The sequence below is a fragment of the Ralstonia sp. PBBBR1 genome (assembly GCF_002256165.1).
Taxonomy (GTDB): Bacteria; Pseudomonadota; Gammaproteobacteria; order Burkholderiales; family Burkholderiaceae; genus Ralstonia; species Ralstonia thomasii.
Genome location: NZ_NKIL01000004.1, coordinates 479,379 through 494,325, shown reverse-complemented (window position 1 = coordinate 494,325; position 14,947 = coordinate 479,379). Strand labels below are relative to the sequence as shown.

Here is a 14,947-nt window from a genome sequence, read left to right as displayed (position 1 = left end):
ACGTCGCATCCACCCAGACAGGACTACACACCATGTCCCCGCAAGAACAGCAAGCGCTGGAAAACTTCCTGGCCCAACTGACGCAAGCCCGCGTTGGGGCCAAGGACCCGCAGGCCGAAGCCCGCATCCTCGACGCCGTGGCCCGCCAGCCGGACGCGGCCTATCTGCTCGTGCAACGGGCCATGCTGCTCGACCAGGCGCTGGCATCGGCGCAAGCGCAGATCGCCACGCTGCAGAGTCAGTTGCAGACCGCGCAAGCCGGCCGCAGCACGTCGTTCATGGACTCGGCCAACAACTGGGGCAGCCACGCCAGCAGCCCGGCGCCCAACCCCGCCTACGCCCCGCAGCAAGCCGCCCCAGTACAGATGCCGCCACAGCCCCAGCCGGCCCCTGCGCAACCCGCGCGCTCGGGCTTCTTTAGCGGCGGCCTGGGCAGCACGCTCGGCAGCGTCGCCACCACCGCAGCCGGCGTGGCCGGCGGCGCGCTGCTGTTCCAGGGCATCGAGAACATGTTCCACCACAACAGCGGCGGTGGCGGCTTCTTCGGCCAGCAGCCGGTGATGGGCGGCACCACGGAAACGGTCATCAACAACTACTACGACAGCGACAGCAACAGCGGCACGACCAACACGGCGTCGCGCGATGACAGCCTCGGGCTGATCGACGACAGCGACCTCGGCGGTAGTGACTATTCGGATGACGATTCGATGTTGAGCTAGTCGCGCAAGGCGCGCCGCGCATCGGCAGACCGGAAGGTCTCCCCGCCCGGCCCGCCCTTGATGTTGCGCAAGAGAAGGATGATGGCGCCGCCCCAGCGGCGCTCAGTCAAGATAGGGCTTCAACAGCCCTTCGATCCAGGCCATGAAGACCCGGACGCGCGGCGACAGGTTGCGCCGATGGGCCACGACAAACGACGCAGGCAGCGGCTCAGGGCGCAGATCGGGCAGCACTTCCACCAGAGCACCGCTCTCGATATGTGGCGCGAGCGCGGTGTATCCCGCCTGGATCAACCCAATGCCCGCGAGCCCGGCGGCGTGATACGTCTGCACGCTGTTGACCTGCATGGCGGCGGGCAACGGAAGCCACGCATAACCATCGCCATCGGGGTATTGCCACCCCGCGTGCCTGGCGCCAAGCGTGAGCGTGTAATGCACCATCTGATGCCCCTGGCTGAGCAAGTCTTGGAGCGTATGCGGGACGCCATACCGTGCCAGATACGCGGGGCTTGCCGCATTGGTCATGCGCAGCTTGCCGAGCGGCCGCGCAATCATGGTTTCATCGGTGATCGGCCCGAACCGGATCACGCAGTCGAAGCCTTCCTGGACGAGATCGACGCGCCGGTCCGTGCTGGAAAGCTCCAGTTGCAGCTCCGGGTGCGCCGCCATCAGCTGCGGCAACGCTGGAACCACGACACTGCGCGCCAACTCGGTCGGCAGATCGACGCGCAGCCGGCCGCGTAACGGCCCGCCGTTCGCCAGGAACATCGATTGCAATTCCTGCGCTTCGGCCAGCAGGTCGCGGGCGCGCGCATAGAATTCGCGGCCGTCTTCAGTCAGCTGCACACTGCGCGTGGTCCGATGCAGGAGCGCAACACCCACATCCCGTTCGAGCGTGCGGATCACCGTTGAGACGCGTCCCTTCTGGATGCCGAGGCTTTCCGCCGCGCGCGTAAAGCTCGTCATTTCGGCCACACGGGCAAAGATCAACAGCGCGTCGAGGTTTTGCATTGTTCACCCGGGGAAGAACAGAACGTTCAAATTGGCGTCATTTATCACGCCGTCGCTGCTCGCTAAAGTGGCCTCCCATGTCGTCCACAGCGGACCACGTTCACGACAGGAAGCCACCATGACTGAAATCACCACCCAAGCAAAAACGGCCGTCGTCTATCACTCCGGCTACGGGCACACCGCCAGCATGGCAAGCGCTGTTGCCGAAGGCGCAGGCGCGGACCTCGTCGCCATCGACGCCGAGGGCAATATCGCCGAAGACGCCTGGGCCACGCTTGCCCGAGCCGACGCCATCCTGTTCGGCTCGCCCACCTACATGGGCGGACCCAGCTGGCAATTCAAGAAATTTGCAGACGCATCGTCAAAGCCCTGGTTTGAAGGCGCGTGGCAGAACAAGGTCTTCGGCGGCTTTACCAACAGCGCCAGCATCAATGGCGACAAGCTCAACACGCTCGAATACTTCGTTCTGCTCACGGGGCAGCACGGCGGCATCTGGGTCAGCATGGATATCAAGCCTGCGAACGTAAAGGCCTCCAAGCGCGACGACCTGAACCGCATGGGATCGTACATCGCGCCGATGGCGCAAACGCCCGCCGATGCGTCGCCGGAAGAAATGTCGCCAGGAGACTTGGAAACCGCACGCTGCTATGGCGCACGTGTGGCGAAGGTTGCAGCGCAGCTTCGCGCGGGGCGGGTTCAGGCACGTTGAAATGATCGAAGCGGACCTGCCGCCACTTCGAGCTTCAAATTTTCGACCTCGGAGAGCCTCACTCCAGCCTCAGTCAGTCGATCGCCACGGTTGGAGGCTCGCGCTCGGCAGTCTGACCCTGGCGCACGACTCTCGGAGGTCGAGATTTTCGAGCGAAGACAGCGGCATTGCACAGTTTGGGTGCCGTGCGTGAGCCTCCCACAGCGGAACACGGGCCCTTGAGGCCCGAATGCCGCCTTCAAACCTCCACGCCCGGCTAGGTGTCGGTGGCCGCCCGCTGTCGCGCCATCATCGATTGCAGGGCGTGCTGCAACTGATCGAGCGTGTAAGGCTTGCGAAGCGCCGTCCACCTGAACGCAAAGCGATCGTGGTTGGGAATGGGGTTGCCGGAGGCAAAGACGACCCGCAGTTCCGGATGCAGCGCAAACGCGTGCTGCGCGAGTTCAATCCCCGACATGTCCGGCATGATCAGGTCCGTAAACAGAACGTCGAACGCCTCCGCCTGCAGGGCTTCGAGCGCCTGCGCGCCGCTGGCCGCCTGCTGGGGCGTGATCCCGATCAGCATCAACAGCTCGCACACCGCGCCACGCAATGAAGCGTCGTCCTCCACCACGAGGATGCGCAAGCGCGCCGGCTCCCACACCGCGCCCGTGTCGAGATCGGGCGGCGTGTCGCCTTCCTCGGGTCCGCTCGCTTGCACCGCGTCGCTTCCGAGCACCTGGCGAATCTTGAAGGCGAGCTGCTGGCGGCTGTACGGCTTGCTCAGCAGCTCGACGCCCGGATCGAGCCGCCCACCGTGCACGATGGCGTTCTGCGTGTAGCCGGAGGTGTAAAGCACCTTCAGCGCGGGCAGTGTCTGAACTGCTCTCTGCACCATCTCCGTACTGCGCAGGGCACCCGGCATGACCACGTCGGTGAAGAGCAGGTCGATATGCACACCGCTCTCGACCACGGCCAGCGCCTGCTCTGCATTGTTGGCCTTGAGCACGGCATAGCCGAGGCCGCTCAGCAGATCGACGACGGTCTCGCGAACCTTTGCGTCGTCTTCCACAACGAGGATCGTCTCGTTGCCGTGCTTGAGCGCTCCAGCCTTGACGCGTGCGGGCTCGACCGCCGTACCGGTGGAGCGGGGCAGATAGACGCGCACCGTCGTGCCCTCTCCGACCTCGCTGTAGAGGCGAATATGGCCGCCGCTCTGTTTGACGAAACCGTAGGCCATGCTGAGCCCCAGGCCCGTGCCCTCGCCTTCGCGCTTGGTGCTGAAGAACGGATCGAAGGCGCGCTCCATGACTTCCGGGCTCATGCCCGTGCCCGTGTCCGTCACGGCCAGCATGACGTACTGCCCGGCCGGCACATCGGGCAGCGCTGATACATAGCCGTCGTCGAGCGTGGCGTTGGAGAGTTCGAGCGTGAGCTTGCCGCCTTCCGGCATCGCATCCCGCGCGTTGATCGCCAGATTCAGGATGACGTTTTCCAGCTGATGCGGATCGACCGCGGTATTCCACAGTCCGCCCGCGACCACCGATTCGATCTCGATCGCCTCGCCCAGCGCGCGCCGCAGCAGATCATCCATGGCGCGCAGTTGACGTGCAGGGTTGATCACAACGGGTGCAAGCGGCTGCTGGCGACCGAAGGCCAGCAACTGGGCGGCAAGCTTTGCACCCCGGTCGACGGCATCGATGGCGTTATTCAGCCGCTCGGCGCTCCAGGCATCGCGCCCATGCCGGCTTTCGAGCAGTTCGAGGTTGCCCCGCAGCACCTGCAACACGTTGTTGAAATCATGCGCAACGCCGCCCGTGAGCTTGCCCAGTGCTTCCATCTTCTGAGCCTGGAACAGCGCTCTTTGCGTCTGCTCAAGCTGCTCGCCTGCGCGTCGTCGTTCCGTGATGTCGCGCGTGACCTTTGCAAAGCCGACCAGTTCGCCGTCTTCGTAGATGGCATCGATGATGACGTGCGCGAAGAAGCGGCTTCCGTCGCACCGTACGCGCCAGCCTTCGGCTTCGAATCGCCCGTCGCGCCGGGCCGTCTCCAGGCCCCGGAACGGCACGCCGGCCGCAACATCCTCGGGCGTATAGAAACGCGAAAAATGCGAACCGATAATCTCGGCCTCGGTATAGCCCTTGATGCGCCGTGCCCCGGCATTCCAGCTCGTGATGTGCCCGTCGGTCGACAGCATGAAGATGGCGTAGTCCGTCACGCCCTGAACCAGCAGCCGAAAATTCCGCTCGCTTTTGAGCACAGCGTCGTGAGCGGCCTTCTTGTCGCTCATGTCGCTGATCACGGTACCGAACCCGATCAACGCGTTGTTGCCGTCGCGCAGCGCCGTCATGGCGACGTTCGCCCAAAAGGGCGTGCCGTCCTTGCGGGTGCGCCATCCCTCCTCGACGTGCCGCCCTGTCTGGGCGGCAGCATGCAGCGCGGCTTCGGGCGCACCCAAGGCCCGGCTCTCCGGCGGATACAAAAGGGCGAGTGGCTGACCAATAATCTCGTCCGGCCGATAGCCCTGCATCCGTTCGCCGCCAGGGTTCCACGTGGCGACAACGCCGGGGCGCGATAGCGCGAAGATGGAGAAATCCGAGGTGGATTCGGCCCACAACCGCAGCCACGCAAAACCGGACTCAGAAGACAAGAGATCGTGATTCATTGAATTGGCAGATCAGCGCGCAACCGCAGGCGTGTCGGGAGCGCATAGCAATGAGTGGACCGCGCCCGCATCTTTACCGAAACCGGCGCGATGGGCGACTGAAACGCCACTCCATCGAACCGGTCTGTCTGGCCAGAGGAACGCAGTTTGCATACCTTGTAGCCACAAGCGCAGCATTGGCCGTTCCCGCAACAATCGGGATGACAGCGGCGCGGCGCACGAGACGGCTTCCCGACCATGGCTTTCGCCACCATCAAGGAAACCCATGAACCTATCCGACTTCATCGAGGCAAACCTCCCGGGCCTCATCGACGACTGGACGGAATACGCGCGCAAGCTCGATGGCAGCCGCTCCCGTCTCTCCGATCAACAGCTGCGCAACTCGGCGCGCGACCTTCTCCGGCGAATTGCTGCCGATATGCGCGAGGGGCAGACGTCTGCACAACAGCACGCCAAATCGTGGGGCGACCGCGCACCTTCGGAATCGGGCTTCAATGAAGCCGCCCACGAGCACGCCGACGACCGCCTCTCGCACGGGTTCGACATCAACGATCTGGTGGCGGAATACCGCGCGTTGCGCGCCAGCGTGCTGCGCCGGTGGCAGCAAGATCCGCAGGCTCACGCCCTGGCGTTGCAGGAGATGATCCGGTTCAACGAGGCCATCGACCAGATGCTTGCAGAATCGGTGCGCCAGCATGCCCAGCAAACCGAACGCATGCGCGACCTGTTTGCCGGCGTGCTTGCCCATGACCTGCGTTCGCCGCTCGGCGCGATCCTGGCGTCCGCAGAAACGCTGCTGCACGACGATGGCCTGTCTTCGCGCAGCGTTCGGGCGATCGCATTCATCCAGCGCGGTGCGATGCGCGTGCAGCAGATGATCGACGACCTTCTTGTTTTCACACGCACACGCCTGGGCGATTTCCTGCCCACGAGTTTCAGCACGCAGGATATGGGGCGACTGTGCAGCGACGCCATCGACGAAGTGTGCGCGTCGTACCCCGACGCGAAGATCGACCTGCGCCTGGCGGGCGAACTGCGTGGCAAGTGGGACGGCAGCCAGATCGGCCAGTTGCTGGTCAATCTATTGGCCAACGCGGTGCGCTACGGGTCGGGGCGGGTCGCCATCGAAGCCGCCGGGCGCGACGGGCAGATGACGATTGCCGTTTCGAACGAGGGCAACCCCATACCGCCCTCCGCTTTTCCCACCCTGTTCGATCCGCTGACCCGCGCAACACGGCCGGACCACAGCAGGAGCGCCGCCGGCATCGGGCTTGGCCTGTATATCTGCCGCTGCATTGTGCAGGCGCATCGCGGGACGATCGATGTGCAATCGTCGGAACACGGCACGACCTTCACTGTGCGGATTCCCTTTTCGGTGGCTGCTTGACCTTGTCGGTCGCCGTGCAAAAAAAGCCGGCACCCTGAGGTACCGGCCCTTTCTCTTCCTTGGGCGAATCGCAGCGTCGATCAGCCCGCCTGACGCAGCGCAGCGGCTTCCTCCCCACGCTTGCCCATCAGCAACTGCACCACCACCGCCACGATGATGTTGAAGGCCAGTGCTGCCAAGCCGGTGTAGATGGTGTACTTGTCGCCGCCAATCACAAAGGTGTGCACGGGCTTGATGCCGTCGGAGAAGGCCAGCCAGCTGCCGCCGATCATGCCCGCCGCCCAGCCGGCCAGCAGCGCCGGTGCGCGGAAGCGGTTCGAGATGTTGAACAGACCGAACACCACCGACGGGAACGTCTGCACGATCCACACGCCGCCCAGCAGTTGCAGGTCCAGCGCGAACTTGGTCGGCAGGAACAGAATGAACACCAGCGCGCCCGCCTTGACGATGAGCGAGATCACCTTGGCAACCTTTTCCTCACCGGCGTGCGAGAGGTCCGGCGCCACGTAGGGCTTCCAGAAGTTGCGGGTGAACAAGTTGGCCGCACCAATCGACATGACCGCCGCCGGCACCAGCGCACCAATGGCGATGGCCGAGAACGCAAAGCCCGTGAACCAGCTCGGGAACAGCGCGTTGAACAGCGCGGGCACCACGTCGTTGTTGTTGGTGACCTTGATGCCCGCGGCGTAGGCCATGAAGCCCAGCAGCGCAATCAGGCCCAGCAGCACCGTGTAGGCCGGCAGGAAGACGGCGTTCTTGCGGATCGTGTCTGCACTGCGCGCGGCAAAGATGCCCGTGAGCGTATGCGGATACATGAACGCCGCCAGCGCCGAGCCAATCGCCAGCGTGGCGAACGGCAGGAACTGCGCAGGCTTGAGCGTCAGACCCGTAGCACCGCCCTTGATGGCAAACGCATCGTGCGCGCTCGCAAACACCGCACCGTAGCCACCGAGCTTGGCCGGCACCAGCACCACCGCCACCAGCACCACGATGTAGATCATGATGTCTTTGACGAAGGCGATGAGCGCAGGCGCCCGCAGGCCAGCGGAGTACGTGTACAGCGCCAGGATGACGAAGGCAGCCGCCAGCGGCAGCTCGCCCGTCAAGCCCAGCGCCTTGATCACGACTTCCATGCCGATGAGCTGCAGGGCGATGTAGGGCATCGTCGCCACCACGCCCGTGAGCGCCACCGCAAACTCCAGCGAGCGCGAGCCGTAGCGGCCGTACACGGCATCGGCCGCCGTGACGTGGCCGTTGGCATGCGCCACCTTCCACAGCTTGGGCATGATCAGGAAGACGATCGGGTACACCAGGATCGTGTACGGCAGCGCGAAGAAACCGTACGCGCCCACGGCATACACGAGTGCCGGCACGGCGATGACGGTGTAGGCGGTATAGAAATCGCCGCCCACCAGGAACCACGTGATCCAGGTGCCGAAGTTGCGGCCGCCCAGGCCCCACTCTTCAATGTGGGCGCCCTTGTCGGAGTTGCCGCGCTGCCAGCGCGAGGCGATGAAACCCAGCACCGTGACCAGCGCGAAGAAAAAGATGAAGACCGCCAGCGCAGTCCAGTTAATATGTCCGTCCATCATTCTTCTCCTTTGCTCTGGCCGTTCTTGAAGACGATCCAGATCAGCAGCGAGGTGATCGGCACCCAGAGGAACTGGTACCAGTAGAAGAACGGAAAGCCGAAGAGCGCGGGCGTTTCCTGGTTGTAGAACGGCACCCACAGCAGGCCGATGAAAGGCAGTGCGAGCAAGAACTTCATGGGTTGTCTCCTGGTTCGGGGACTTCGGATGTTGTTTTGAACAGGTGAGGTGCCACGCCCGATGCGTGACCAGACGGATGTCTGACGGATTGCTTTCCGCCTTTGTTGTTATCCGGCGCACTGTGATCGCGCGCCTTCTGGAAGACCATCCGCACCTGTACGCAGCAGCCACACGTAGTACTACGTAGTAAGCGTAGACTTTTCGCGTGAAATAACCAATCGCTAAGGTGGGCGCGGGTTTCCTAGGGTTTTCACGAATTCCTGTCATGACAGACAGCCGCCGAATGCGTGAGCAAAACTCGCTGGCCACCACGGTGCCGCATGGCACCAAGCACAACGGGGAGCCGCAGTGGCTCCCCGTTGACTGTTGTGACGCAGCATAAGCCCTGCCGTGCCCAGGGTTTCTGCCGGGTGCAGCGCTGCCGCGTTGCGAATTCCGGGGGGGCCAAACGCGCCCCGAAATTCGGCAAATGCAATTGCCTGCTCGTGCAAAGGTCTGCGTGCCGAGGGACTCCTCACGCCAACCGATCCGATCGAATCAATAATTAAAGACAGAATTGATTTGATTAAATTATCAAAATTGAATTAAACCAATCAAAGATTTTTTATTCGCATTTTTCCGCCTTTCTTTAGTCTCTAGGCCGCGATTTTTGTATGTATTCCATCTAACGGAAATCGTTTGCCCGCAACCCGCAAATGGCGTGATCATCAGGAAAAACCCGGACACGGATTGCTATTCAAGCACCCGTTTCTTTAGAGCAAACACTCAAAAAAGTGTGGTGTTTTGAATTTTTTTTCAATCTGATTGAAAAAATACTTGTAAGGTAGTTCCATCGTGCGCATTCACATCCCACTTAGCCCGGCAATCCCCTCGCCGGGTTTTTTTTGGGCGGTGCATCCGATGGCCTCGTCTGCGGCAATCCATCGTGAACGCTGGGGACATTGCAAAGCGCTCAGGGGCGCTGGAACACCTCGCGGCCACCCCCCCCCGCAGCAGCCGTGCGGCGCGCCACACCCAGCCCAAAGGCGCGCGAACTCGGCTTCTGCCGCTGCTGCTACGACCACCTTGCGGGGCAAGTGGGCGTGGCCGTCACGCAGGCGCTGCAATCACGCGGCCATCTGCTGTCGATGCCCGACAAGCACTACGAGATCACGCCCGCCGGCGTCACGTGGTTTGGCGATGTGGGGCTCGACGTGCGCGCCATTCGCCCGACACGGCGGGGGCTGGCGCGGCAATGCCTGGACTGGATCGAGCGCACGCATCACGTGGCGGGACCGCTCGGCGTGCAGTTCCTGCGTCGGCTGTGCGATGTCGGCTGGATGCTGCGCGCACGCGATTCACGCGCGGTGCTGGTCACGCCCAAGGGCTGGCAGTAGTTGCATCAGCGCCTGGGCGTGGATGAGGCGACGGTGCGCAGCGAGGCCGAACACCGTCACGCATGACGCCGTCGATCAGTGCCCGGCAAAGGCCAGCACTTCCGGCAGGCGGGCAAGCAGCGCATCGCGCGAGCGGATGCCGCCCGACGTCGGCTCAACCTTATCGTCCTGGATCAGGTTGGCAAACACGTACGTCTTGTCGCCCTTCCTGGCCCAGCCGACAAACCAGCCGTAAGCGTGCGCCTGGTCCCACGTGCCATCGGGCGACGTGTTGCCCGGCGCAGGGCCGGCAGTGCCCGTCTTACCCTGCACCGCCCAGCCGCCTGGCACCTGCCAGGTCTGCACGGTACGGTCGACCATCTCGTAGGTGCGCGCAGACACCGACAACTGCCGGTTGACGATCCTGCGCATAAAGCCGACCTGCTCCTCCGGCGAAATCTTCAGTGACGAGGTGATCCACGAGCGGTCCATACCGTTGTTCTTGCCTGGATCGCCGCTCACATCCATGTTGCCGTAGCCGAGCTTGCGCACGTACGCCTGGAAGGTCTGCGCGCCCATCGCATGCGTAATGCGCTGCGAATACCAGACCACCGAATACTTGAGCCACAGCGCCGGGTCGATGGGCTGGTGCCAGGCGTCGCCGCCCCAGTCGGGGTCTCCGCGCTTGAAGTGCTCAACCGGGGTGTGCTCGTCTTTGAGGAAGCCGTGGTCGAAGCCCATGACGGCCAGCGCGAGCTTGAACGTGGAAGCGGGCGTCACGCGCTCGTCGCACTTGCCTTCGTGCAAGACGGCCTTGCCCGTGGCGGCATCGGCCACGATCGTGCAGATCGGGTGCTCGGCGCGGGCAAAGGTTGCAAGCGCGGCAAGCAGGGCGCCGATGGCGGCGTGGCAGCGTTTCATTATCGATCAACCTCATGTTGGGGGAATGCAGAGAACTGCGCGGCAGCGTAGCAGCGAGGTTGCCGTCCTGCAGACCGCCACACGCGTAACGGCTGTAACGCGGGCGCAACTGCCAACCAGAAAAGAGGGGCTTGCAAATTTTTCGGCGGTCGGTAAAATGCGCCGCTCACCTAGCCCAGGTGGCGGAATTGGTAGACGCACTAGTTTCAGGTACTAGCGGGTAACTCCGTGGAGGTTCGAGTCCTCTCCTGGGCACCAGACACAGTCCCAAGCAGTTCAGGGGCGACAAAAAACCCGCGTGGCGATGAGCCTCGCGGGTTTTTTGTTGTCCGGATGGATGCAGCGCGACGAAGCGGTTGCGCCCCGCACCAGCGAATCGCCAGCAAAGCCACGGCACCGCTCCCGCCAATGTATCGACAGGTTTGCGCGATCAGCCCCCGCTCCGATTCGGCAGCGCCGCTCAGAACGCCGCCATCGACAGCGCGACAACACCCCCGGCAGCGACGATTGCGTGGGGTGTCGTCACCAAACGCCGAATACATCAAGCCTTCCTGGCCGTGCCAACCTGACGCCGTAATGGGCGCTGCTTGCGTTATTGACACACCGTGCGGACGGGTCACCAGCCGTGGAACCGCGCCCACGTCTGCACCACACCCCGCGACGACACCGCCTGGTACTCCGGGAACTGCGCCCCCGTGGCGCACGCATGGTTCGGCAGCACACGCAACTTCGCGCCGACAGGAAAGCGTGCCAAGAGGTCTTCACGCGCCGAGCCATCGCTGGCCGCCAGAATGCCGTGCTCCTGGTTCGCGCCGATCAGCGTGAGCCCTTCGAGCGGCGTACCGTCGAGCGTGCACGGCTGCCCGTAGCCAAAGTCATGAGACTGCTTAGCGGTGCCGCGGTCTCGGCTCATCGCCATCCATCCGGCGTCGACAATCACCCAGCCTTTGTCGGGCTGATGGCCGATCACGGTGGTCAGCACGCTCAGTGCGATCTCGTCCATCGCGCACACCCCAACGTTGTGCATGACCAGATCGAAGAACACATAGACGCCGGCGCGCACCTCCGTCACGCCTTCGAGGTGCTCGGTGGCCAACGCGGTGGGCGTCGAGCCCACGCTCACCGCCGCACACGGCACGTCGGCATCGCGCAGGCGCTGCGCTGCGCGCACGCAACCGGCGCGCTCCTGCTCGGCCAATGCGGCCAGCGCGGCGCGGTCGTTCAGATCGTAGCTGGACCCGGCGTGCGTCATCACGCCGCCCACGTCGATGCCGCCGTCTTTCAGGATGCGGCCGACTTCCAGCAGCGCGTCCTGCTCGGGCGTGATGCCGGAGCGGTGCCCATCGGTATCGACTTCGATCCACACTTCGCAGCGCTCGCCGTGTGTGCGGGCGTAGTCGACGACCGCATGGGCGGCCTCGGCGTTGTCAACCACGAGCTTGAGATCGCAGCCACGCTTGCGCAGCGCCATCGCACGCGGCAGCTTGGTGGCGACAATGCCCACGGCGTACAGGATGTCCTTGATACCGGCGGCAAAGAAGGCCTCGGCCTCCTTCAACGTCGATACGGTGATGCCCTGCGCGCCCGCCGCCACCTGTGCGCGCACGACGTCGAGGCACTTGGTGGTCTTCACATGCGGGCGGAATTTCACGCCCAGCGCGTTCATGCGGTGCTGCATGCGGGCGATGTTGTGCTGCATGCGCGGCAGGTCGATCAACGCTGCGGGCGTGTCGATGGTGTCAATCACGTGTGTGTCGGTGGTCATGGCTGCATCCTCATGCGGCAAAACGGCGGGCCCAAGGCAGCAGGTCGACCAGTGTGGGCGAGGTGATCTCCGGCAACTGGGCGCCCTCCACAGGCGTCAGGCCGATCCGGTTGTGCCAATACGTGCGCAGGCCGACGGTCGCCGTGCCGAACATGTCGTAGCTGGAGCCCGCCACAAATGCCGCGTCGGCCGCGTCTACGCCAAGTTGCTCGAGGGCCATGCGATACGGCTTCGGGTCGGGCTTGTACACGCCCGCCTGCTCGGCCGTGATGACGACATCCCACGTGATCGGCAACAGCGCGGCGGCTTGCCGGCCCAGCCGTTCCGAGCAGTTGGTGACCACGGCCAGCTTGCAGCGCGGCTGGAGCTGGGCCAGCGCTTGCGCAGCGCCACTCCACGGTGCGAGCTGCAACCAGTTCGCTTCCAGCGCTTCGGGTGCGGAAGCCGGCAAGCCGACGTTCTGCGCGGCCTGCCGCACCATCGCTTCATAAGGAACGTACGTGCCACAGCCGTACGTGAGCCGCAGATACTCGGCGCGCCACGTGCGGCCTGCCTGTTCGGAGCCGGCAGCGCGGTTCCAGAGCGACCACGAATCGAGCAACGCGGTCAGCAGATCGAACAGGATGGCCTTGGGATAGCCGTTGTCGGGAGAAACGGTGGAGGCGGTGGAAACGTTCACGCTGGTCACCTGCAAATCGGTAGGGATCGATGCAGCCGATTGTAGGTACCCCGCACCGGCTTTCGGTGAAGCTGGCTTGAATCTAAGATTCAGTATCACTACATCAGGCGCGCCACGGCGGCTGCGGCTTGAAACGGCCTTGCAGCGCCTGCATGAAGTGACGCGTGCGTTGCGGCAACCCCGCGCGGTTGTGCGTGAGCGCGATCACGTTGGCGTCCGGCGCCTTCCAGCCGGGCAGCAGGCGTACCAGCCGGCCCGCGCGCAGGTCGTCGGCGACATCCCATTCCGAGCGCAGGATCACGCCGCGCCCTTCGCATGCCCAGTGGCGAATGACATCGCCGTCGTTGCAGATGAGCCGTCTCGGCACGCGCACGCTGCGGCTCGTGCGGCCCTTGCTGAAGTGCCAGAGCGACACATCTTCCTTGTTCTCGCGCAGCACGATGCAAGGCAGCGCGGCAAGGTCATCGGGCGTTTCCGGCAGGCCGAAGCGCTTCACAAACGCGGGCGACGCGCAGACAAAGCGTGCGTTCGGCGCAATCGCATGGCCGACCAGATTCGACACCTGCAATGCGCCGATATGCACCACCACATCAAAGCGGTCCGCCGCCTCGACAAGGGGTGCATCGGACAGCGCCAGTTCGATGTCGACATCAGGATGCTGCTGCTGGAAATCCGCAATGATGGGCGCCACGTGGCGCCGCCCAAACCCCAGCGGCGCATTCACCTTGAGCGTGCCCACGAGGCCGCCCCGGCGCGTGTGCAAATCCTCCGACAGTGCATCGAGCTGGCGGATCAGCTCTGCTCCACGCTCGCACAGCAGCGCGCCCTCTTGCGTAAAGCGCAGGCTGCGCGCGGTGCGATCGACCAGCCGTGTGCCAAGCTTCTTCTCCAGTTGCTGCAGGCGCTGCGACACGGCCGATGGCGTCAGGTCCAGCGCCCGCGCCGTCGCCACCAGGCTGCCGTTGTCCTGGATGGCGAGCAGGAAGCGCAGGTCGGCGGAATCCGTCATGGGTTACTTGCCGGCAAAGCGGTCCGTTGCGGCCAGCAGCTGATCGAGGATGCCCGGTTCGGACCATGCATGACCGGCACCTTCGATCAGGTGGAAGTCCGAATCCGGCCACGCCTGATGCAGCGCATACGCATAGCGCGCAGGGCACGGCATGTCGTAGCGTCCATGTACGATCACGCCGGGAATACCCGCCAGCCTGTGCGCCTCGCGCAGCAACTGGCCCTCTTCCAGCCAGCACTGATGCGTGAAGTAGTGGTTCTCCAGCCGCGCGAAGGCCAGCGCGAAATGGTCGTCGGCGTGCTTGGCGCTGTTGGCGGGGTCGGGCAACAGCGTGATGGTCTCGCCTTCCCACACACTCCACGCGCGGGCAGCTTCGATCTGCTTGGCGGTGTCGTTGCCGGTCAGCACTTTGCGATAGGCCGCAATCATGTCGCCGCGCTCGGCCTCGGGAATCGGCGCCTGAAAGCGTGCCCATTTCTCGGGGAACATCTCCGACACGCCGTACTGGTAGTACCAGCGCAGCTCGGCATGCGTGACGGTGTAGATGCCCCGCAGCACGAGTTCGCTCACATGCTGCGGATACTTCTGCGCGTAAGCGAGCGCCAACGTCGAGCCCCACGAGCCGCCGAAGACAAGCCAACGGTCCGCACCGGCGATGGCGCGCAGTCGTTCGATATCGGCCACAAGGTGCCAAGTGGTGTTCGCCTCCAGGCCCGCGTGCGGCGTTGACCGCCCGCAGCCGCGCTGGTCGAACAGCATGGCGTCGTAGCGTGCCGGATCGAACACGCGGCGGTGATCTGCCGAAACACCGCCACCCGGCCCGCCGTGCAGGAACACCGCCGGCTTGGCACCGGGCGTGCCGACGCGCTCGTAGTAGATCGTGTGGCCATCGCCCACGTCGAGCATGCCGGTTTCATACGGTTCGATGGGCGGATACAGCGTGCGCAGTGCAGACATGGTCGGTCCTGTCGAGAGGTTGCCG

13 protein-coding genes and 1 tRNA gene are annotated in these 14,947 nt (G+C 64.1%); 5 read left to right on the top strand and 9 right to left on the bottom strand.

The window, feature by feature from the left end; genetic code table 11:
• Window positions 1-32: 32 nt before the first annotated feature.
• Window positions 33-719 (top strand): DUF2076 domain-containing protein, encoded by a 687-nt coding sequence (locus CFE42_RS08435; RefSeq protein ID WP_004632342.1) that lies wholly within the window; start codon window positions 33-35, stop codon window positions 717-719.
• Window positions 720-821: 102 nt separating this feature from the next.
• Here CFE42_RS08435 and CFE42_RS08430 read toward each other — a convergent pair whose 3' ends face one another.
• Window positions 822-1,727: a LysR family transcriptional regulator gene (locus CFE42_RS08430; RefSeq protein WP_004632344.1), complete on the bottom strand. Its 906-nt coding sequence runs from the start codon at window positions 1,725-1,727 to the stop codon at window positions 822-824.
• 118 nt (window positions 1,728-1,845) lie between these two features.
• Here CFE42_RS08430 and CFE42_RS08425 point away from each other — a divergent pair, with 118 nt between their 5' ends.
• Window positions 1,846-2,436 (top strand): flavodoxin family protein, encoded by a 591-nt coding sequence (locus tag CFE42_RS08425; protein ID WP_004632346.1) that lies wholly within the window; start codon window positions 1,846-1,848, stop codon window positions 2,434-2,436.
• Window positions 2,437-2,692: 256 nt separating this feature from the next.
• Here CFE42_RS08425 and CFE42_RS08420 read toward each other — a convergent pair whose 3' ends face one another.
• A complete protein-coding gene (locus tag CFE42_RS08420) occupies window positions 2,693-5,080 on the bottom strand; it encodes a PAS domain S-box protein (protein WP_004632348.1) in 2,388 nt (795 codons plus the stop codon).
• 265 nt (window positions 5,081-5,345) lie between these two features.
• On the opposite strand from CFE42_RS08420, the gene CFE42_RS08415 reads away from it, so the two are divergent.
• Window positions 5,346-6,467, top strand: a complete 1,122-nt coding sequence (locus CFE42_RS08415; RefSeq protein WP_004632350.1) for a sensor histidine kinase — start codon at window positions 5,346-5,348, stop codon at window positions 6,465-6,467.
• Between the two features lie 80 nt (window positions 6,468-6,547).
• Here the strand turns inward: CFE42_RS08415 and mctP are convergent, their stop codons facing one another.
• Window positions 6,548-8,056: a monocarboxylate uptake permease MctP gene (gene mctP, locus CFE42_RS08410; RefSeq protein ID WP_004632352.1), complete on the bottom strand. Its 1,509-nt coding sequence runs from the start codon at window positions 8,054-8,056 to the stop codon at window positions 6,548-6,550.
• Entirely contained in the window at window positions 8,056-8,235 is a 180-nt protein-coding gene (locus CFE42_RS08405; RefSeq protein ID WP_004632354.1) for a DUF3311 domain-containing protein, read from the bottom strand. Before CFE42_RS08405 ends, mctP begins: the two co-directional genes overlap by 1 nt.
• Before the next feature lie 999 nt (window positions 8,236-9,234).
• On the opposite strand from CFE42_RS08405, the gene CFE42_RS08400 reads away from it, so the two are divergent.
• Window positions 9,235-9,612, top strand: coding sequence for a hypothetical protein (locus CFE42_RS08400; protein WP_296157230.1), 378 nt, complete (start codon window positions 9,235-9,237; stop codon window positions 9,610-9,612).
• A gap of 75 nt (window positions 9,613-9,687) precedes the next feature.
• On the opposite strand, the gene blaOXA is transcribed toward CFE42_RS08400, so the two are convergent.
• On the bottom strand, window positions 9,688-10,512 hold the full coding sequence (blaOXA, locus tag CFE42_RS08395; protein WP_004632358.1) for an OXA-22 family class D beta-lactamase: 825 nt from the start codon (window positions 10,510-10,512) through the stop codon (window positions 9,688-9,690).
• A gap of 173 nt (window positions 10,513-10,685) precedes the next feature.
• Here blaOXA and CFE42_RS08390 point away from each other — a divergent pair.
• A tRNA-Leu gene (locus CFE42_RS08390) sits at window positions 10,686-10,770 on the top strand.
• A gap of 358 nt (window positions 10,771-11,128) precedes the next feature.
• Here the strand turns inward: CFE42_RS08390 and CFE42_RS08385 are convergent.
• The 4 genes from CFE42_RS08385 to pip form a co-directional block, all read right to left on the bottom strand.
• On the bottom strand, window positions 11,129-12,277 hold the full coding sequence (locus CFE42_RS08385) for a DSD1 family PLP-dependent enzyme (protein WP_004632360.1): 1,149 nt from the start codon (window positions 12,275-12,277) through the stop codon (window positions 11,129-11,131).
• 10 nt (window positions 12,278-12,287) lie between these two features.
• A complete protein-coding gene (locus CFE42_RS08380) occupies window positions 12,288-12,956 on the bottom strand; it encodes an HAD-IA family hydrolase (RefSeq protein WP_004632361.1) in 669 nt (222 codons plus the stop codon).
• A 103-nt stretch (window positions 12,957-13,059) separates the two neighbouring features.
• Window positions 13,060-13,965 carry a LysR family transcriptional regulator gene (locus CFE42_RS08375; protein WP_004632363.1) on the bottom strand — a complete coding sequence of 302 codons (906 nt, stop codon included), beginning with the start codon at window positions 13,963-13,965 and terminating at the stop codon, window positions 13,060-13,062.
• A 3-nt stretch (window positions 13,966-13,968) separates the two neighbouring features.
• Window positions 13,969-14,922 carry a prolyl aminopeptidase gene (pip, locus tag CFE42_RS08370; protein WP_004632365.1) on the bottom strand — a complete coding sequence of 318 codons (954 nt, stop codon included), beginning with the start codon at window positions 14,920-14,922 and terminating at the stop codon, window positions 13,969-13,971.
• Window positions 14,923-14,947 lie beyond the last annotated feature (25 nt).

What these genes read in the sequence shown, in the direction of transcription:
- CFE42_RS08405 (WP_004632354.1), bottom strand. Translation starts at nt 8,235, where the DNA reads ATGAAGTTCTTGCTCGCACTGCCTTTCATCGGCCTGCTGTGGGTGCCG.
- pip (WP_004632365.1), bottom strand. Translation starts at nt 14,922, where the DNA reads ATGTCTGCACTGCGCACGCTGTATCCGCCCATCGAACCGTATGAAACC.
- CFE42_RS08375 (WP_004632363.1), bottom strand. Translation starts at nt 13,965, where the DNA reads ATGACGGATTCCGCCGACCTGCGCTTCCTGCTCGCCATCCAGGACAAC.
- mctP (WP_004632352.1), bottom strand. Translation starts at nt 8,056, where the DNA reads ATGGACGGACATATTAACTGGACTGCGCTGGCGGTCTTCATCTTTTTC.
- CFE42_RS08430 (WP_004632344.1), bottom strand. Translation starts at nt 1,727, where the DNA reads ATGCAAAACCTCGACGCGCTGTTGATCTTTGCCCGTGTGGCCGAAATG.
- blaOXA (WP_004632358.1), bottom strand. Translation starts at nt 10,512, where the DNA reads ATGAAACGCTGCCACGCCGCCATCGGCGCCCTGCTTGCCGCGCTTGCA.
- CFE42_RS08420 (WP_004632348.1), bottom strand. Translation starts at nt 5,080, where the DNA reads ATGAATCACGATCTCTTGTCTTCTGAGTCCGGTTTTGCGTGGCTGCGG.
- CFE42_RS08385 (WP_004632360.1), bottom strand. Translation starts at nt 12,277, where the DNA reads ATGACCACCGACACACACGTGATTGACACCATCGACACGCCCGCAGCG.
- CFE42_RS08415 (WP_004632350.1), top strand. Translation starts at nt 5,346, where the DNA reads ATGAACCTATCCGACTTCATCGAGGCAAACCTCCCGGGCCTCATCGAC.
- CFE42_RS08435 (WP_004632342.1), top strand. Translation starts at nt 33, where the DNA reads ATGTCCCCGCAAGAACAGCAAGCGCTGGAAAACTTCCTGGCCCAACTG.
- CFE42_RS08425 (WP_004632346.1), top strand. Translation starts at nt 1,846, where the DNA reads ATGACTGAAATCACCACCCAAGCAAAAACGGCCGTCGTCTATCACTCC.